Source organism: Nocardioides sp. NPDC058538 (assembly GCF_042719275.1).
Taxonomy (GTDB): domain Bacteria; phylum Actinomycetota; class Actinomycetes; order Propionibacteriales; family Nocardioidaceae; genus Nocardioides.
The window spans coordinates 14,845-31,728 of the sequence record NZ_JBHXNY010000024.1 but is presented as its reverse complement, the minus strand read 5'-3'; the positions used below and the strand labels follow the sequence as shown (position 1 = coordinate 31,728).

20 protein-coding genes and 1 tRNA gene are annotated in these 16,884 nt (G+C 67.8%); 18 read left to right on the top strand and 3 right to left on the bottom strand.

What is annotated here, in order from left to right:
* Positions 1-48: 48 nt before the first annotated feature.
* From ACFWQC_RS20035 to ACFWQC_RS20025, 3 genes are all read right to left on the bottom strand, one after another.
* The gene (locus ACFWQC_RS20035; RefSeq protein WP_378681835.1) at positions 49-708 is read right to left on the bottom strand and encodes an SAF domain-containing protein; all 660 of its coding nucleotides are present in this window, start codon (positions 706-708) and stop codon (positions 49-51) included.
* 180 nt (positions 709-888) lie between these two features.
* Positions 889-1,161, bottom strand: coding sequence for an FmdB family zinc ribbon protein (locus ACFWQC_RS20030; RefSeq protein ID WP_378681833.1), 273 nt, complete (start codon positions 1,159-1,161; stop codon positions 889-891).
* 59 nt (positions 1,162-1,220) lie between these two features.
* Positions 1,221-1,784: a 5-formyltetrahydrofolate cyclo-ligase gene (locus ACFWQC_RS20025; protein ID WP_378681830.1), complete on the bottom strand. Its 564-nt coding sequence runs from the start codon at positions 1,782-1,784 to the stop codon at positions 1,221-1,223.
* A 77-nt stretch (positions 1,785-1,861) separates the two neighbouring features.
* Here ACFWQC_RS20025 and ACFWQC_RS20020 point away from each other — a divergent pair, with 77 nt between their 5' ends.
* The 18 genes from ACFWQC_RS20020 (at position 1,862) to ACFWQC_RS19935 (ending at position 16,860) form a co-directional block, all read left to right on the top strand.
* Positions 1,862-3,238, top strand: coding sequence for a UTP--glucose-1-phosphate uridylyltransferase (locus tag ACFWQC_RS20020; RefSeq protein ID WP_378681828.1), 1,377 nt, complete (start codon positions 1,862-1,864; stop codon positions 3,236-3,238).
* Between the two features lie 26 nt (positions 3,239-3,264).
* On the top strand, positions 3,265-3,687 hold the full coding sequence (locus ACFWQC_RS20015) for a hypothetical protein (RefSeq protein ID WP_378681826.1): 423 nt from the start codon (positions 3,265-3,267) through the stop codon (positions 3,685-3,687).
* Between the two features lie 10 nt (positions 3,688-3,697).
* On the top strand, positions 3,698-4,906 hold the full coding sequence (gene glp, locus ACFWQC_RS20010; RefSeq protein ID WP_378681823.1) for a gephyrin-like molybdotransferase Glp: 1,209 nt from the start codon (positions 3,698-3,700) through the stop codon (positions 4,904-4,906).
* On the top strand, positions 4,906-5,391 hold the full coding sequence (moaC, locus tag ACFWQC_RS20005; RefSeq protein WP_378681821.1) for a cyclic pyranopterin monophosphate synthase MoaC: 486 nt from the start codon (positions 4,906-4,908) through the stop codon (positions 5,389-5,391). The genes glp and moaC overlap by 1 nt, the downstream gene beginning before the upstream one ends.
* Complete coding sequence (locus ACFWQC_RS20000) at positions 5,388-5,867, top strand: molybdenum cofactor biosynthesis protein B (protein ID WP_378681818.1); 480 nt, start codon at positions 5,388-5,390, stop codon at positions 5,865-5,867. Before moaC ends, ACFWQC_RS20000 begins: the two co-directional genes overlap by 4 nt.
* A 79-nt stretch (positions 5,868-5,946) precedes the next feature.
* On the top strand, positions 5,947-6,546 hold the full coding sequence (locus tag ACFWQC_RS19995) for a GNAT family N-acetyltransferase (RefSeq protein WP_378681815.1): 600 nt from the start codon (positions 5,947-5,949) through the stop codon (positions 6,544-6,546).
* A gap of 100 nt (positions 6,547-6,646) precedes the next feature.
* Positions 6,647-7,471, top strand: a complete 825-nt coding sequence (locus ACFWQC_RS19990) for a hypothetical protein (RefSeq protein WP_378681813.1) — start codon at positions 6,647-6,649, stop codon at positions 7,469-7,471.
* 54 nt (positions 7,472-7,525) lie between these two features.
* Positions 7,526-7,601: transfer RNA gene (locus tag ACFWQC_RS19985), tRNA-Ala, on the top strand.
* 412 nt (positions 7,602-8,013) lie between these two features.
* Entirely contained in the window at positions 8,014-8,994 is a 981-nt protein-coding gene (locus ACFWQC_RS19980) for an AraC family transcriptional regulator (protein WP_378681810.1), read from the top strand.
* An 81-nt stretch (positions 8,995-9,075) separates the two neighbouring features.
* Positions 9,076-9,891 (top strand): carbon-nitrogen family hydrolase, encoded by an 816-nt coding sequence (locus tag ACFWQC_RS19975; protein ID WP_378681807.1) that lies wholly within the window; start codon positions 9,076-9,078, stop codon positions 9,889-9,891.
* Entirely contained in the window at positions 9,888-10,568 is a 681-nt protein-coding gene (locus ACFWQC_RS19970; RefSeq protein ID WP_378681803.1) for a DUF2848 family protein, read from the top strand. The genes ACFWQC_RS19975 and ACFWQC_RS19970 overlap by 4 nt, the downstream gene beginning before the upstream one ends.
* Positions 10,568-12,043 (top strand): 4-hydroxyphenylacetate 3-hydroxylase family protein, encoded by a 1,476-nt coding sequence (locus ACFWQC_RS19965; RefSeq protein ID WP_378681800.1) that lies wholly within the window; start codon positions 10,568-10,570, stop codon positions 12,041-12,043. Before ACFWQC_RS19970 ends, ACFWQC_RS19965 begins: the two co-directional genes overlap by 1 nt.
* Positions 12,040-12,396, top strand: coding sequence for a cupin domain-containing protein (locus tag ACFWQC_RS19960; RefSeq protein WP_357336902.1), 357 nt, complete (start codon positions 12,040-12,042; stop codon positions 12,394-12,396). The genes ACFWQC_RS19965 and ACFWQC_RS19960 overlap by 4 nt, the downstream gene beginning before the upstream one ends.
* A gap of 14 nt (positions 12,397-12,410) precedes the next feature.
* The gene (locus ACFWQC_RS19955) at positions 12,411-12,923 is read left to right on the top strand and encodes a flavin reductase family protein (RefSeq protein ID WP_378681798.1); all 513 of its coding nucleotides are present in this window, start codon (positions 12,411-12,413) and stop codon (positions 12,921-12,923) included.
* Positions 12,924-13,024: 101 nt separating this feature from the next.
* Positions 13,025-14,362 (top strand): MFS transporter, encoded by a 1,338-nt coding sequence (locus ACFWQC_RS19950; protein ID WP_378681795.1) that lies wholly within the window; start codon positions 13,025-13,027, stop codon positions 14,360-14,362.
* Between the two features lie 81 nt (positions 14,363-14,443).
* A complete protein-coding gene (locus ACFWQC_RS19945; protein ID WP_378681792.1) occupies positions 14,444-15,436 on the top strand; it encodes an AraC family transcriptional regulator in 993 nt (330 codons plus the stop codon).
* A gap of 207 nt (positions 15,437-15,643) precedes the next feature.
* Positions 15,644-16,087 carry a nuclear transport factor 2 family protein gene (locus tag ACFWQC_RS19940; RefSeq protein WP_378681789.1) on the top strand — a complete coding sequence of 148 codons (444 nt, stop codon included), beginning with the start codon at positions 15,644-15,646 and terminating at the stop codon, positions 16,085-16,087.
* An 11-nt stretch (positions 16,088-16,098) separates the two neighbouring features.
* Positions 16,099-16,860, top strand: coding sequence for an alpha/beta fold hydrolase (locus ACFWQC_RS19935; protein ID WP_378681786.1), 762 nt, complete (start codon positions 16,099-16,101; stop codon positions 16,858-16,860).
* Positions 16,861-16,884 lie beyond the last annotated feature (24 nt).

Below are 16,884 nucleotides of genomic sequence, written 5' to 3'. Positions count from 1 at the left end.
CTCATTGTGTGAGGTGAAGGAGACCCCGGATGTGGCGTGCGTTGGCCGTCAGTACGCGAAGGTGAGGTAGCCACCCACCCCTGCTGATGTGACGTCCTCGACGCTGTTCTCGGCGACTCCGACGATGACCAGACGCCCGGCCGAAGTGTTCGTGACGCCAAACCCGTCGGTCTTTCCTTGTGCCATGGAATCATCGCGGCTCGGTTCCGCGCCTTGAGGGAGGCTGAGGATCAGCGTGTCGGTGGTGACCCGGGCGGTCTCGGCGGTGGCGGGATCGGTGGCGTAGAGGTCGACGGTGTCGCCGACTTGGAGCAGCCCGGCCATCTCGGCGTCGGGGAGCCGGACCGGGACGGCCACCAGGTCGGGGTGTCCCTCGGTCAACTCCGGCCCCACGAGGCGTACGTCGGTGACGGGCTCGCCGCGCCGCAGGGGCGCTGCGAGGCGCTCACCGAGCGGCGCTTCGGCCAGGTCGACGGGCACGTTGGCGGGGTCGGTCGAGACGTCGGTGAGGTCGGCGGCGGTGAGAACCGTGCCGACCGGCAGATCTCGGGAGGCGACCGCCATCGTCGAGGTGTCGGGTGGGTCCGGCCTGGTGGCCGAGAACCCGAGCGCGACCGCGGAGGCGGTCAGCAGGAACGCCAGCAGGCGTCGATGGGCGAGGACCCCGCGGCGTACGCGGCGGGAGAAGGACGTGATTCGAGTGAACATGTCGGCACGCTAAGTCGCCCTCGCGATTCCCGCATCTCGCTATCCACAGCCCCGAACATGTTGTGGACAACCCTGTGGAAAACCAAAGGCCGAGGCGTCACTCCCGTCGACCGAGACGTCACGGAGGTGCCGTCTCGGCCGACGTACGTGACGTCTCGGCCGACGCGGGTGACGCCTCGGTCAGTCGGAAGAGCCGGAGGCGGCCGGGGCCGGGGTCGAGGAGGTGGTCGACGAGGACGACGAAGTGGACGACGAGTCCGACGACGAGGAGGACCCGGAGCGGGAGTCGGTGCGGTAGAACCCGGAGCCCTTGAAGACGACGCCGGCGGCACTGAAGACCTTGCGCAGCTTGCCGCCGCACTCGGGGCACTCGGTCAGCGAGGCGTCGCTGAAGCTCTGGAACTGGTCGAAGGCGTGGCCGCACTCGGTGCAGGCGTACTGATAGGTGGGCACGTTTCTCCTAGAACAGAATCTGGCACTCGACGGGCGCGACTGCCAATATTAGCGAACGCCTAGAAGAAGCGCTGCATTCCCTCCGCGCTCGCCGCCGCTCCGACCGCCCGGTCGTGAGCCTCGACCGGCACCGAGACGCCGATCTCCCATGGATAGAGAAGTGCGCAGGTGAAGGTTCCGGCCGGCACCCGAGCCAGCACGCGGTCGTAGGATCCGCCGCCACGCCCCATCCGATGCCCACGCGAGTCGACGGCCAGGCCGGGGACGAGAACTACGTCAGCGTCGGCGATCGCGGAGACGCCCAACCGCTCCCCGCCGGGCTCTAGCAGCCCCCGAGGCGCCCGTACCAGCTCTCCGTCGTAGGCGGCCCAGTCCACATCGTTGTCCGGCAGCAGACAGGGCAGCAGGATGCGTTTCCCGGCCGCGTCCAGCTCGTCGATCAGAGGTCCGGTGCCCGGTTCGGTGCCGATCGAGACGTAGAGCGCAACCGTTCCGGCGCTACGTACGTCTGGAATATCAGTGACCACCTGCGACAGGGCGCGCGCGAGCGAACCCAACCGAGGGAGCCCGATGCGCCCCCGGCTGGTCAGCAACTGGTCGCGTAAGGCAGTCTTGCGCCCCACGAGGTCAGCGGGGGCTGGACTATCAGAACCCGGAGGGGTGTGTGAACCCGACACAACGACAGCCTAGGCTTTCCTCTATGGGTAGCCCAGGTTTGGCCAAGGCAATGGCGAAGATGCGCGATGCCGGCGTGGACGACGTCGCGGTGCAGACATTTGCACATTACTACCGCCAGCTCGAGCACGGTGAGACCGGGATGATCCCGGAGGAGACCATCGAGCCGGTCGACATCCCGTCGATCAGCGACGTCGTGGTCACCGACGAGGAGGCGCACGCCGCGATCTCGACCACTGCGGTGATCAAGCTCAACGGCGGCCTCGGCACCTCGATGGGTATGGACCGCGCGAAGTCGCTGCTGTGCGTGCGCAAGGGTCTGAGCTTCCTGGACGTGATCGCCCGCCAGATCCTGCACATGCGCGAGAAGTACGACGTACGCCTCCCGCTGCTGCTGATGAACTCCTTCCGCACCTCCGAGGACAGCCTGGCCGCACTCGAGCGCTACCAGGACCTGCCGGTCGAGGGCCTGCCGCTGGAGTTCCTGCAGAACCGTGAGCCGCGCCTGCTCGTCGACGACCTGACCCCGGTCGAGTGGCCCAAGGACCCCGAGCTCGAGTGGTGCCCGCCCGGCCACGGCGACATCTACACAGCCTTGCTCGACACCGGGCTCCTCGACCTGCTCATCGAGCAGGGCTACGAGCGGGTCTTCGTCTCCAACTCCGACAACCTCGGCGCCGTCCCCGACGAGAAGGTCGCCGGCTGGTTCGCCAAGTCCGGTGCCCCCTTCGCCATCGAGGCCGTACGCCGCACCCCGAGCGACCGCAAGGGCGGTCACTTCGCGCGCCGCAAGTCCGACGGCCGCCTCATCCTGCGTGAGACCGCGCAGACGCTGGACGAGGACAAGGTGGCGCTGCAGGACCTCAACCGCCACAAGTACTGCTCGACCAACAACATCTGGTTCGACCTCAAGGCGCTCAAGAAGGTCCTCTCCGAGCGCGACGGCATCCTCGGCCTGCCGCTGATCCGCAACGAGAAGACCGTCGACCCGGCCGACCCGAAGACCCCCAAGGTCGTCCAGATCGAGACCGCCATGGGCGCCGCGATCGAGGTCTTCGAGGGATCGCAGCTGATCGAGGTCGGCCGCGACCGGTTCGTCCCGGTCAAGACGACCAACGACCTCCTCGTCCTCCGCTCCGACGTCTACGACATCGGCGACAACTTCGTGCTCGACCAGGTCGCCGACGTGGTGCCGTTCATCGACCTGGACGGCGACTACTACAAGTACGTCGCCAGCTTCGACGAGCGCTTCCCCGAGGGCGCACCGTCGCTGCGCAAGGCGGCCTCGCTCACCGTCAACGGCGACTGGACCTTCGGCAAGGGTGTCAAGGTCATCGGCGCGGTCTCGCTCGACGGCGCCGACGCCGAACGCGTCCCGCCCGCCACCGTCCTGTCCGACTGACCAACGGCTGATCCACAAGGGTCGGGTTGCCCTGGGAAGGCGAGTTCGAGTTCGTCGGCTCCGAGTACCACGAGGGATATCGCGGTCGCAGCTGGTACTCGATCGACCTCCGCGACACCAGGCTGGACCCGGACGGTAGCCCCGGTTTCGTCCGTGCCGTCGAGAAGTTCGACCACGAGGACGTCGAGGGACTGACCTACGGCATGCCGGTCGCCGCGACCCTCTGGCGCGGTCGGATCATCGAGGTCCGGATCGACGGGCGAGAGCTACCGACCAGCGACTACCCCGAGACGGTGCCCAAGGGCTTGAGTTTGACCCCGGCCCAGGGCACGGTCACCTTGATCTTCGGAGCCGTCTTCCTCCTCGCCTGTGGTCTGCTGCCGTACGTTCGAGACTTCCGTGCCCGCCGAGCCCAGGCGACCACGCAGAACGGCGCTGCGGGCGACTAGTGTTTCCGGGGTGACACCCCACGAATATCGCCAGCGCATTCTCGAAGACCTCGAGCCGATGCCGGCCTACCCGCAGCCCTTGATGGACTGCCTCGGGCTGGCGGTGGCGGAGGACATCCATGCCGAGGTGGCCCTGCCGGGCTTCGACAACTCCTCGATGGACGGCTACGCGGTCCGCTACGCCGACGTCGCGACCGCTTCGGCCGAGGCTCCGGTGCGGTTGCCGGTGCTCGGTGAGATCGGTGCCGGGCAGGCCTCGCTGCTTGCGCTCCCGCCGGGTGCGGCGGCGAAGATCATGACGGGCGCTCCGTTGCCGACGGGTGCCGACACGGTCGTGCCGTACGAGTGGACCGACCGAGGCGTCGCCGAGGTCGAGATCCGGCGGACGCCGGAAGAGGCTCAGCACGTCCGCTACGCGGGCGAGGATGTCGCCAAGGGCGATCTGCTCATCCCCGCGGGCACGGTGCTCGGCCCTCGCCATCTGGGCCTGATCGCCTCCGTGGGCCGCGCACAGGTGGCGGTGCGCCCGCGCCCCCGGGTCGTGGTGCTCTCGACCGGCACAGAGCTGCGCGAGCCCGGCGAGACCCTGGGTCACGACTCGATCTACGACGGCAACTCCTTCCTGCTGGCCGCCGCCGCTCGCCGTGCCGGCGCGATCGCGTACCGCGTCGGGATCGTCCCTGACGAGCCGCGGGCGTTCATGACCGCGCTCTCCGACCAGCTCGTCCGTGCCGACCTGGTGGTGACCTCCGGCGGCGTCTCGATGGGTGACTACGACGTTGTCAAGGAGGCGCTGACGCCGGAGGGGGTCTGGTTCGGCCCGGTGAGCATGCAGCCGGGCAAGCCGCAGGGCTTCGGCCGGATCGGTGACGAGCGGGTGCCGGTCCTGTGCCTTCCCGGCAACCCGGTCTCCTCGTTCGTCTCCTTCGAGCTCTTCGTGCTTCCGGCGCTGCGCCGGCTGATGGGCATGACCCCCGAGGCCAGGCCCGTACGCCGCGCCGCCCTGACCCACGCGGTGCGTTCGCCGAAGGGCAAGGAGCAGTATCTGCGCGGTTGGTACGACGGCTCCCGTGCCGGTGTCTCGCCGATCGGTGGGCCCGGGTCCCACCTGATCGGGGACCTCGCCGGCGCCAACTGCCTGATCGTCGTTCCGCCGGAGACGACCTCGCTGGACAAGGACGCCGAGGTGGACGTGATCGAGCTGGACGTGGAGTTCTGATGGCTGACAGGTTGACCCACGTCGATGAGACCGGCGCGGCTCGGATGGTCGATGTCTCCGAGAAGGCGGTCACGACTCGTACGGCGACCGCGTCCGGGCGGGTGCTGGTCGCACCGGAGGTCGTCGAGCTGCTCCGCGGCGAGGGCGTACCGAAGGGCGATGCGCTCGCCGTCGCCCGCATCGCGGGGATCATGGGCGCCAAGAAGACCCCCGATCTGATCCCGCTGTGCCACCCGCTGGCGGTCTCGGGCGTCAAGGTCGAGCTGAGTGTCGCTGACGACGCCGTCGAGATCACCGCGACCGTGAAGACCACCGACCGCACCGGGGTCGAGATGGAGGCACTGACCGCGGTCGCGGTAGCGGGACTCACGGTCGTGGACATGATCAAGGCCGTCGACAAGCGGGCGGTCATCACCGATATCCGGGTCGAGATGAAGACCGGCGGAAAGTCGGGTACCTGGGAAATCGGGCAGAGCCCGCGATGAGCCTCAAAGCGACCGTCGTCGTCGCCTCCAACCGCGCCTCGGCAGGCGTCTATGAGGACGCCACCGGGCCCCTCCTGGTCGCCTTTCTAAAAGAGCTCGGTTTCGTGGTCGGCCCTCCCGAGGTCGTACGCGACGGAGAACCGGTCGGCGAGGCCATCGCCCGCGCGGCCGAGGAGGGGGCGCGGGTCGTCCTGACCACCGGCGGCACGGGGCTGACCCCCACCGACCGCACCCCCGAGGTCACCCGCCCGCTGCTCGATCGTGAGATCCCCGGCATCGCCGAGGGCATCCGCGCGGCCGGAGTGGCCAAGGGGATCCCGACGGCGCTACTGTCCCGCGGTCTGGCCGGTCAGATCGGAGCGTGCGTGGTGGTGAACCTTCCCGGGTCCCGGGGTGGCGTGAAGGACGCGATCGACGTGCTGCGTCCGGTGCTGCCTCACGCCGTGGAACAGTCCGTGGGAAGCGACCACCGGTGACCGAGCGTCAGCGAGGGAACCACGGATCTCTCATCGGGCCACGTCCGTATTCTGGCGCTTGCGCTACGGAGGTGGCCCGGTGACCGATCCCGGCTGGCCCGCCGTCCTCTCCCACGGCGCGGTGACCCTACGCCCCCTCGACCGCCTCGACACCAAGGCATGGACCGAGGCGCGCCGCCGCTCGGCAGCCTGGCTGCACCAGTGGGACGCGACCGTGCCCCCGGGATCGAGCGCGCGGCCCACGACGTTCGCAAGCCTCGTACGTCGTCTTCGGCGTCAGGCCAAGCGTGGCGTGACCTATCCGTTCGCGATCGATGTCGACGGTGTTTTCGCTGGTCAGGTCACGGTCAACAACATCGTGCGCGGCTCCGCGCAGTTCGCCTCGATCGGCTACTGGATCGACCAGCGCTTCGCTGGACGCGGCGTGATGCCGCTGGCGGTGGCGCTGGTCATCGACCACTGTTTCACCGCCGCGCGGCTGCATCGGATCGAGATCTGCATCCGCCCGGAGAACTCCAACTCGCTCCGTGTCGTGGAGAAACTGGGCATCAACGAGACCGGATATGCGCCCCGATTTCTGCATATCGACGGTGCCTGGCGAGATCACCGTATCTTCGCGATAACGGTTGAAGAATGTCACCAAGGAATGCTGGCCAGGCTCGGTTTGTCACCTGAATGAGGCATTGACTCGGCGTGTCCTTCTGAAATCACACAAGTCACACGCGACACACCACTGCACGTCCGCCTACGGGCTGGTAATGGCTCCTACGCTTCTTAACGTGGACCCGAGCGCACTCATCTTCGTCGCCCTCGCCGTGGCGTGGGCGGTGTACTTGGTGCCCAAGATGCTCGAACAGACAGCGACGGCCGAGGACGGGACCAAGAGCCGGGCCGGCGCCGCCATCTCCAAGTCCCGCCGGATCCTCGCGCGGCGAGAGGCCACCGGCAAGGACTCCACCGATCTGGTGACCGAGAAGTCGCCGAAGAAGCCGGAGGCGGAGGCCGAGGCCGAGGCGATCCCGGAGGCCGCTCCGCGACCCGTTCCGATGGCCGTACGCCGCCGCGCGGCTCGCGCCGCGGCCAAGCGCCGCAGCATCGTGCTCGGTGTGCTCATCCTCGGTCTCGCCGTGGTCGGCGCGCTCGCCGGCTTCGGCATCTTCGGCCCGGTGTGGGTCACGATCCCGGGTGTGCTGGTCGTCGCCTGGCTCATCACCTGCCGACTCAGCGTGCGCCAGCAGCGTGAGGTCTGGGCGCGGATCCCGTTCCCCGAGGACCTCCCCGAGCCCGAGCCGGTCGCCCCGCCCCGGGTCACCTTCGACATCGACCAGGACACCGGCGACCTGGTCGCCGTCGTCGAGCACGACGACACCGGCGAGCACCTCCCCGCGGGATCCTGGAAGCCGGTGGAGACACCGCTGCCGACGTACGTCTCCAAGGAGGCCGCGCCGCGCCGCACCGTCCGCACCATCGACCTGGACGCCACCGGCGTGTGGAGCTCGGGTCGCAACGCCGCCGACTCCGAGCTCGTCCGCCAGGCCGAGGAGGCCGAGCGTGCAGCGGCCGCGGCTGCCGAGGCTGCTCGCGGCCGCGCCACGGGCTCCTGAGGCCATACTGATTGGGTAACACCCGCGACGAGATGCTAACGTTTCTCATCGCTTGGGGCTGTGGCGCAGTTGGTAGCGCGTCTCGTTCGCAATGAGAAGGCCAGGGGTTCGAATCCCCTCAGCTCCACCAACGGAAACCCGGTTCTGAACAGCCACAACACGGCAGTCGGAGCCGGGTTTCTTGGTTGTCATTCGCCCATCTGCTCGTCATCTGCCCCCGGGGTCCTTCCGGACGCTTCTGAGCACTCCCGTGCAGGGTCGCCCCGGTATCGGTGGTGAACAGAAGATCGTTGGCCTTCCTGCCGGTAGTCATGTCCTGAACGCTCATGGAGCTCTGTAGGAGGGAGCGACTGGAGCCGACAGGGCGGTGGCGTCTGTTGCTCGTCCCAGGGGCGGAGATTTCGAGCGAGCGGGGCGTGGCGGAGTGGTTGGGTGCACGTTCTTGACCCGACGCATCGTTGACGCCGTCGGACCGGCGAGCCATGATCGGTGGAATTCGAGCGTCGACTCGAGTCCGTCTCTTCAGATTGCCGGGAGGTGTCATGGGAGTTCTCACCTTGGCGAGCCTCGCGGCAAATCGCGGTCGTGCCGTGCTGTCGGACACCGAGGACGCCGACCAGATCATCGACGTGTGCACCGGCGCGCTGCGCCCGCACTCCCTTGCGGTACGCCAAGCCCGAGCGCAGCTCGCCACGACCCTGACCCACGTCCAGCTGCGTGATGCCTCGGTCAACCGGCTGCGCTACGGAGCGGAGGTCACGGTGAGCTCCGGGGACGGAGTGCTCGACGACTATCTCCTGACCCTCCCTGTCGCGGGCGCAGGGATGTTCCGCTACGGAGATACGGAGGTGCTGGCGACACCTGGCCGCGGCGTCATCATCGGCCCGCACCGCGAGTTCGAGTTCGCGTTCGACGCAGCGTGGGACCAGGTGATCGTGCGCCTTGACCGGGGCCGGGTCGAGTCGGTGGCGGCCGGCATTACCGGTGAGGTGGGACCGGTCCACTTCGACGTCGCCCTGGCCGAGGGCGTCATCAGCCTCGACGGCTTGCTGGAGTCGGCCGTCAGCCTCGTCGACTCGGCCGCGGTCGAGCATCGTCCTCATCTGTTGTGGCAGCTAGAGCAGGTGATCATCGAGACGCTGCTGCTCGCGCAGCCGAACAATCGGACGTCCGCCGATCCAGACGATGCTCAGCCGGTGTCGCCACGCTTGCGGCGGGCGATGGACTTCATGCTCGACCGCATTGGTGACCCCCTGACCGTCACGGCGGTGGCGGAGGCGTGCGGAACGAGCGTACGGAGCCTGCAGGCCGGCTTCCGGCGTGAGCTCGGGACGACCCCGCTGCAGTGGCTGCGTTCCCAGCGGATCGAGCGCGCCCACGCTCTGCTGGCAGGCGGTGCGACCGGACTGTCGGTGACCGACGTCGCCTACAGCTGCGGCTTCTTCCACCTCGGCGAGTTCAGCAATGCTTTCCGCCGCCGCTACGGAGTCACTCCCTCCACGGTTCTCGCCGGGCGTCGCTGACCAATCTCTTCGCGCATTTCCGAGTGCGCGACAGCGTCTTTCCGATATCGGGTGTGCCCCCGGTCACATGATCGTTGGGGCATGCAGATATCGCTCCTCCAGCTCGCCAGTCCGGACCATGAATCGGTCGAGGACCGACTTGCCCGTGTCGACCGCGCGGTTCGCTCCGAGCGCGCCTTGCGCGACGTCGATCTGCTGGTCCTGCCGGAGATGTGGACGGCCGGCTACTTCTCCTTCGAGCAGTACGCCGAGCGTGCCGAGCCCTTCGAGGGCCCGACGCTCTCCGCAGCTCGCAGCTGGGCGGCCGCGCTGCGGCTGTTCGTTCACCTCGGCAGCTTCGTGGAGGCCGACGCCGAGGGCCGGCTGCACAACACCTCCGTGGTCGTCGCCCCTGACGGCGCAGTCGTCACCCGCTACCGCAAGGTCCATCTGTTCGGCTACGGCTCTCGCGAGTCCGAGCTGTTGACGCCGGGCGCCGACCTCGGCGTCGGACCGGTTGCAGGTCCTGCCACGGGTATCACGACGTGCTACGACCTGCGCTTCCCCGAGCTCTTCCGGAGCCTGGTCGACGAGGGAGCGGAGCAGGTGGTCGTCTGCGCCGCCTGGCCCGCTGCTCGCCTCGAGCACTGGCGTCTGTTCACCTCGGTGCGCGCCGTCGAGCAGCAGGTCAACCTGATCGCGTGCAACGCGGTCGGCGACCAGCAGGGTGTCGCTCTTGGTGGTCACAGCCGTGTGGTGGCGCCCACCGGCGACGTGCTGGTCGAGGCAGGAACCGACGAGGGCTTCACGTACGCCGATCTCGATCCCGGTCTGCCGAGCCGATTCCGCGCCGAGTTTCCCGCCCTGGCCGACCGCCGTTGGCCGGCCGCCCTCACCACGATGAAGGAGTACGCATGAGCACCACTGCGACACGTCTCCGGCTCGGCACCACGGACGGTGCCGATGTCGAGATCGAGCCGACCCATCTCGTCGTCGCCGGCTACACCGGCCGCGACCAGGAGGCGGTTCGCCATCACATCGACGAGCTCGCCGCGATCGGCGTGCCGAAGCCGGACACGATCCCCGCCTTCTACCCCCTCGAAGTCGACAGGCTGACCACCGCCGAGCGCATCGAGGTCAGCGGCACCGAGACCTCCGGCGAGGTCGAGCCTGTGCTCGTCCGGGCCAACGGCACCTACTACCTGACGATCGGGTCGGACCACACCGATCGAAAGATGGAGACAGTCGGCATCCAGCTTTCGAAGGCCGCCTGCCCCAAGCCGATCGCCTCCACCCTCATCGAGCTCGGCGACCCGCCCACCCTTGTCGACTGGGACGCCATGGTCGTCCGCAGCTGGGTCGACGGCGACCTCTATCAGGAGGGCACCCTCGCCTCGATGCTCCCGATCACCCAGGTCCTGGCCGAGTGGGACCAGATCGGTGGCAGCGCCGACGTCGCACTGGTCCTCTTCGGCGGCACTCGCCCGCTGATCGACGGCACCTTCCGCTACGGCTGCGACTGGCGCATGCAGCTCGAGGTCCCCGGCCACGCACCGATCGAACTCACATACACCGTCTCTGTCAGGAGCAACTGATGCGTACCAGCACCGATTACCTCGCCTCCCTTGACGACGGCCGTCGTGTCATCGTCGACGGCAAGCCTGTCGAGCACATCGCCAGCGACCCGGCCTTCGCGCCTATCGCCAGCACCATCGGCGATCTGCTCGACCTCGCTGCCGACCCCGCCAACGGGATGCAGGTCCACGACCAGGCGAGCGATCGCCCGGTCAACCGTCTCTTCCTCGCGCCCCGCAGCGCGGATGACCTGCAGTCGTGGCGCGACGCCGCCCAGGTCTGGGCCAGCCACACCCACGGCTGGGTGGGACGCTCTCCCGACCATGTCGGTGCGTTCGTGGCCGCGTTCTCGGCCTACCCCGAGGCGTTCGCGACCGAGCGCGGTCTGGCCGACAACGTGCTCGCCTTCCACCGACGCATCGTCGAGAACGACCTGTACGTGTCGTACGCGATCATCCCGCCGCAGGTCTCACGCGCCACGACCGCGCACGCCTGGGAGGGCGACTTCATCCAGGTCGGCGTCAAGGAGGAACGCGAGGACGGCATCGTCGTCCGCGGGGCCCAGATGCTGGCCACCGGAGGTGCGGTCGCCGACGAGATCCTGGTGTCCTGCATCAAGCCGCTCCAGGCCGAGGACGCCGACTTCGCGGTCAGTTTCACGATCCCGGTCAACGCCGACGGCCTCAGTCTCTACTGCCGTCGCCCGTACGCACCCGGCGCGACGAGCGAGTACGACTACCCGCTCAGCTCCCGCTTCGACGAGACCGATGCACTGCTCGTCTTCGACGACGTGTTCATCCCGTGGAAGGACGTCTTCGTCTACAAGGATGTCGCCGGCCTCCGCAAGCAGTTCTTCGAGACAGCGGCCCATGTCCTGGGCAACTTCCAGGCCCAGATCCGGTTCGCCACCAAGCTGAGGTTCCTCGCGGGCATCGCCCGCAAGGTCGCCGCGGTCAACGGCGTGGACAAGTTCCCCGGCGTGGTCGAGAAGCTCGGTGAGCTGGCCAGCCTGGTCTCGGTCGTCGAGTCCGGTGTCAACTCCGCCCAGTTCACCGCCACGATCGATGCGCAGGGCGTGATCCGTCCCGGGGCCCAGGCGCTCTACGGTGCCATGGGTCTCCAGGCCGAGATCCACCCGCGCGTCATCGGCATCCTGCGAGACCTCGTCGGTGGTGGAGTCCTGCAGGTCCCCTCCAGCGTCCACGAGCTCGTCGAGGAGGCTACCCGGGACGACATGGAGCGCTACGTCAGCAGCCCCGGCATGTCCTCGATCGACCGGGTCAAGCTGTTCAAGCTGGCCTGGGATGCGATCGGCAGCGAGTTCGCCGGCCGTCACCAGCAGTACGAGCTCTTCTACTCCGGAGCCCCCTTTGTCGTGAAGGGCTACGCGTTCCGCAACTTCGACTACGACGGGCCGATCGGGTCCGTCGAGGAGTTCCTGGCGTCGTACGGCGTCACCGAGCTCGCCGCAATCACCGAGGAGGTCACCGCATGAGCAAGCCCGAGATCGAGTTCACCCCGATCACCGACATCGACTACACCCTGTGCCCGGGAGACAACCCCCTGATCAAGGAACGGATCCTCGCCTCCGACCCGAAGGGCGGCGTAGCCACCCGGATCCTGCGTTACGAGCCGGGCGCGGACTCGACAGAGCTGGGCGTGCAGAAGCACGAGTTCTGGGAGGAGGTCTACATCATCGAAGGGTCGTTCCACGACCTCTCCTTGGACCGGACCTTCGTGGCCGGCGAGTTCGCCTGCCGGCCGCCCGGCATGCCGCACGGCCCGTGGCGCACCGACGAGGGTGTGACCACCTACGAGGTCCGCTACCACGCCCGGGCCGAGGACTGAGGGAGATGGGGACGATGACCGCATCCCTGGTCGACCCGATGACGATGCGGCAGACCATGGGCCGCTTCGCCACCGGTGTCGCCGTCATCACCACAGAACACGAGGGCGTCCCGCACGGCATGACCGTGAACTCGCTGACCTCGGTCTCGCTCGAGCCGCCGCTGCTGCTGGTCTGCTTCAATCACGGGGCTCGCAGCGGGGATGCGGTCACGTCCGCCGGGCGGTTCGCGGTCAACATCCTTTCCGTGCGCCAGCAGCCGATCGCGATGCGCTTCGCCCAGCGCGGCGAGGACCACTTCGCCGGCCTCGGCCTGGAGTACGACGGCCACCGCGTGCCCGTCGTGCCCGGTGCGTTGGCGCACCTCGATTGTGACGTCGAGCAGGTGGTCGAGGCGGGCGACCACACGGTCGTCTTCGGGGCAGTCAAGGACGTCTGCTCCCGTGAGGGGGACGCTCTCGGGTTCCACGGCGGACGCTTCGCGGACGTCACCGCACACGGGCACGAGCCCGAGCACTGGTTCTTCTAGGTCACCCCGGCCCGAACCAGACCTGAACGAGAAATGCCCCGGCGGCTGCGGCAACAGCCCCCGAGGCGAGGTCACCGGACACGCACCTTCAGGAGAGACCCATGTCCAGAACAACCCTCGATCAACCTAGCAAGCAGTCTCGGCGAACATCACACACCAGCCTGCCGGTCGTCGCCGGCTCGAGCCTCGCCGGCACCGCCGTCGAGTGGTACGACTTCTTCCTCTACGGCACCGCCTCGGCGCTCGTCTTCAACACCCTGTTCTTCCCTGCCTCCGACCCCCTCGTCGGCACGATCCTCGCCTTCGCGACGTACGCAGTGGGCTTCCTGGCGCGTCCGATCGGCGCCATCGTCCTCGGGCACTTCGGCGACCGGCACGGGCGGCGCGCCACGCTGATCGCGAGCCTGCTGCTGATGGGCGGATCCACCTTCCTGATCGCCTTCCTGCCGAGCTACGCGACGATCGGGATCGGCGCGCCGATCCTGCTCGTGACCCTTCGCCTCGTGCAGGGCTTCGCACTGGGCGGCGAGTGGGGCGGCGCCGTACTGCTCGTCTCCGAGCACGGCGACGAGAAGCGGAGGGCGTTCTACGCCTCCTGGCCCAACATCGGCCCACCGCTCGGAAACCTCGCCGCGGCAGGAGTGCTCCTTGCTCTCAACAGCACGCTGTCCGAGGCCGACTTCCTGTCGTGGGGCTGGCGGATCGCCTTCGGCCTCTCGGCGCTCCTGGTCCTCATCGGTCTCTGGCTGCGTCTCTATGTCGCAGAAACCCCGCTCTTCGAGCAGGCACAGAAGAAGGCCGATGCCCAGCCCAAGGGCCTACCTGCGGGCGTCGTGGTCCGCAAACACTGGCGGATGGTGCTGCTGGCCGCGGCAACCCGCTTCGGTGAGAACGCAGGGTTCTACATCTACTCCCTGTTCGTGATCACCTACGTCACCAAGATGCTCCACCTCGACCAGTCCGTGGCTCTGACGGCCGTACTGATCGGGCAGGGGTTCGCGGTCGTCGCCATTCCCTCGATCGCGGTGCTCGCCGACCGGATCGGACGACGCCCGATCTACCTCGCCGCCTCGATAGCGACGATCGTGTGGTCCTTCGTCTTCTTCGGCCTGCTGGACACCAAGAACCCAGGGATGATCGTCCTGGCCGTCACCGGAGGCCTGCTGATCTTCGCCGCTTTCAGCGCGGTGATCGGCGCCTTCTTCTCCGAGCTGTTCCCGACCGAGGTCCGCTACTCCGGCGTCTCGCTGGCCTACAACCTGGCCTCGGTCCTCGCCGGCTCGCTCGCTCCGATCATCGCCATCGCGCTCTACCAGAAGTTCGGCACCGGCTACGCGATCGCGGCCTACCTCGCCGCCATGGGCGCGGTCTCACTCGTCGCCTCCCTGATCGCTAAGGAGACGCGGGAGACCGACCTGGCCACCGTCGGACAGGACTGAGCGATCTCGGCGGCTCTGCGGCCGGCATCGCTGATCAACAAGTCGTTCATGCCAGATCTACTCTGGGGAAGGGGGTGCAACGTGTCCATCGATGAGATCGCTGAAGTCGTTCGATGCCACGGCACTCCACTCCTCAGGGCCGCAGACGAGGTTGACGAGGTGGTCGACGCCTGCGCGACAGCGCTACGTCCTCATGTGCTGCGCGTACGCGGTCGAGGAGCCGATCTCTCCGCGCGGCTGGATCATCTGCCGAGCGCAGTCGGTTTGTGCCGGCTGCGCTACGGCGCTGACGTCACCATCTCGGGGATCGCCCCGGAGCAGGATGAATTCATCGTTGCGCTGCCGGTCGCGGGACGTGCGCGTTTCGACTATGGACGGGCGACCGCTGTGCTCGGGCCCGGAGCCATGTCAGTCGTCAGTCCCTACCGGCCGTTCACGCTGGAGATCGGCCGCGACTTCGACCAGGTCCTGATGCGCTTGGACCGTCGGCGTGTCGAGATCGCGGCCGCGGCGCTGATCGGGGCTCGAGAGGCGACCCCCGTGCACTTTGATCTCACGACCGCGCAGATCAGCCCCGGGCTCGTGGGGGTGATCGACGCGGCCGCCCGGCTCGCGGCCGACCCGTACGTCACGCAGCGCATGCGCCTGGTGATCCATGCCGAGACCCTGATCGTTGATGCCCTTCTGCTGGGGTACCCGAGCAACCTGAGCAGGAGACTCGAGGGCGTCGCGAAGAGCCCCTCCGCCGAACGTGTGTCTCGTGCGATGGAATACATGCTCGTGAACCTCGCCGAACCGCTCTCGCTCTCGGACGTTGCTCGGCATTGTGGGGTGACGCTTCGGAGCCTGCAGCTCGGGTTCCGCCGCGAGGTCGGAATGTCGCCCGGTGAATGGCTCCGCAATCAGCGTCTAGAACGCGCCCACCATCAGCTCTCCATGGCTGACGAGGCCGAGACCACCGTGACGGCGGTGTCCGTGGCGTGCGGCTTTCTGCACCTCGGGGACTTCGCCGCGAGGTTCAAGCAGAGGTTTGGCGAGTCGCCATCGGCCGTGCTGCGAGGCGCCCGCCGGTAGGTCCGACGTCGCTTGCAAAGGTGGCCGTTCGCGTCCGTGCTCACCAGTGTTCGCATCGGCGATTGGCGGGAGCCCCCTGGTGGACGAGACTCGATTGAACCGGACGAGCGGTCAGCCGGTCTGGATTCCAGAACCGTCGCCACCGACGGACCTGCATCGCGGCACATCGCGCTTCCAACACCACGCCAATGAGCAAGGAGATCCACCATGTCCCTATCGGTCGAAGACAAGCTCGAGATCGTAGAGCTCTCCAACGCGCACATGCGCTCACTCGACAACCACGACGTCGACGCCTGGGTAGCGGCCTGGGTACCGGACGGGACGTTCGTCGCCACGTACGGCACGTTCGCCGGGCACGACGCGATCCGTGAGTTCATCAACGGTCACATCGCAGCCGGCAAGGAAGACGGTGCCCGCCACCTGATGACGAACTACGTCGTCGACGGCGATGGCGACGCTGCCAGCATCACCTGCGCAGTCACCAAGCTCCAGGTGGAGAAGCCCCCGTTCATCATCGCCTCGGGTATCTACACCGACAGCGTCGTGCGCACCGCAGAGGGCTGGAAGTTCGCGTCGCGCAAGTTGGACATCGACAACGGTGTGTTTGCGCGTGCCGCGGCCGAGGCGGCTGCCGCCGGATCGCAGCGTTGAGGAGTCTGGCCATGACCGAACTTGCCGCGGAACGCTGGGGAGACTCGGGCCCTCGGGTCGTCATGGTGCACGGCAGCTTGGGCTCTGCTGCGGCCGCCTTCGGCGAGCAGCAGGTGCTCGCCGACCGATTCCAGATCATCGCCCCGTACCGCAGGGGCTATAGCCCGAGCCCGAGGACGGAGCGGATCGACCCAGATCGCGACGCGACCGAGATCGTCGAACTGCTCGGCGACGGGGCGCACCTGGTGGGGACCTCCATGGGAGGGGTCGTCGCGATGCGGGCCGCGGCCTTGGCTCCGGAGAAGGTCTGGTCGCTGACTGTCATCGAACCGCCGGCGATGCCGAACGGTGCAGGTCGACCAGCAGCAGACCAGCTCATTGCGGCGCTGCGCGACTACTGGGCCGTGGCCGACGCCTCGGATCTTGAGTCTTTCGCAGCGGGCTTCCTCAAGGTTCTCAGCGTTGATATTCAACTGCCCTCGCCGCTCCCGCCGCCGCTCGTTGAGGCGGTCGGAAACCTCACGACCGAGCGGCCTTGGGAGACCGGAGTTCCGGTGGCGAAGCTCGCACAGACCTCCTTCCCCAAGCTGATCGTGACTGGCGGCGGAACAGCCGGTTTCGAGGACGTGGCTGACGCCTTGGCGGAGGCGTTGGGTGCCAAGCGAGTTCTGTTCGCGGGGAGCCCGCATGCCGTCCAGCGAATCGGCCAACGGTTCAACGACGAACTCCTCGCCCACCTGAGTGCTGCCACGGCCGCTGTCAGGCAGGTCTGACCGTCGCCGAGTCAGGGCGGGGAA

Bases quoted from the DNA above. Each gene is read 5' to 3' on its own strand.
- ACFWQC_RS19955 (WP_378681798.1), top strand. From the start codon at position 12,411: ATGACCGCATCCCTGGTCGACCCGATGACGATGCGGCAGACCATGGGC.
- ACFWQC_RS20035 (WP_378681835.1), bottom strand. From the start codon at position 708: ATGTTCACTCGAATCACGTCCTTCTCCCGCCGCGTACGCCGCGGGGTC.
- ACFWQC_RS19950 (WP_378681795.1), top strand. From the start codon at position 13,025: ATGTCCAGAACAACCCTCGATCAACCTAGCAAGCAGTCTCGGCGAACA.
- ACFWQC_RS19970 (WP_378681803.1), top strand. From the start codon at position 9,888: ATGAGCACCACTGCGACACGTCTCCGGCTCGGCACCACGGACGGTGCC.
- ACFWQC_RS19965 (WP_378681800.1), top strand. From the start codon at position 10,568: ATGCGTACCAGCACCGATTACCTCGCCTCCCTTGACGACGGCCGTCGT.
- ACFWQC_RS19940 (WP_378681789.1), top strand. From the start codon at position 15,644: ATGTCCCTATCGGTCGAAGACAAGCTCGAGATCGTAGAGCTCTCCAAC.
- ACFWQC_RS19935 (WP_378681786.1), top strand. From the start codon at position 16,099: ATGACCGAACTTGCCGCGGAACGCTGGGGAGACTCGGGCCCTCGGGTC.
- ACFWQC_RS20020 (WP_378681828.1), top strand. From the start codon at position 1,862: ATGGGTAGCCCAGGTTTGGCCAAGGCAATGGCGAAGATGCGCGATGCC.
- ACFWQC_RS19980 (WP_378681810.1), top strand. From the start codon at position 8,014: ATGGGAGTTCTCACCTTGGCGAGCCTCGCGGCAAATCGCGGTCGTGCC.
- ACFWQC_RS20000 (WP_378681818.1), top strand. From the start codon at position 5,388: ATGAGCCTCAAAGCGACCGTCGTCGTCGCCTCCAACCGCGCCTCGGCA.
- moaC (WP_378681821.1), top strand. From the start codon at position 4,906: ATGGCTGACAGGTTGACCCACGTCGATGAGACCGGCGCGGCTCGGATG.
- ACFWQC_RS19975 (WP_378681807.1), top strand. From the start codon at position 9,076: ATGCAGATATCGCTCCTCCAGCTCGCCAGTCCGGACCATGAATCGGTC.
- ACFWQC_RS19960 (WP_357336902.1), top strand. From the start codon at position 12,040: ATGAGCAAGCCCGAGATCGAGTTCACCCCGATCACCGACATCGACTAC.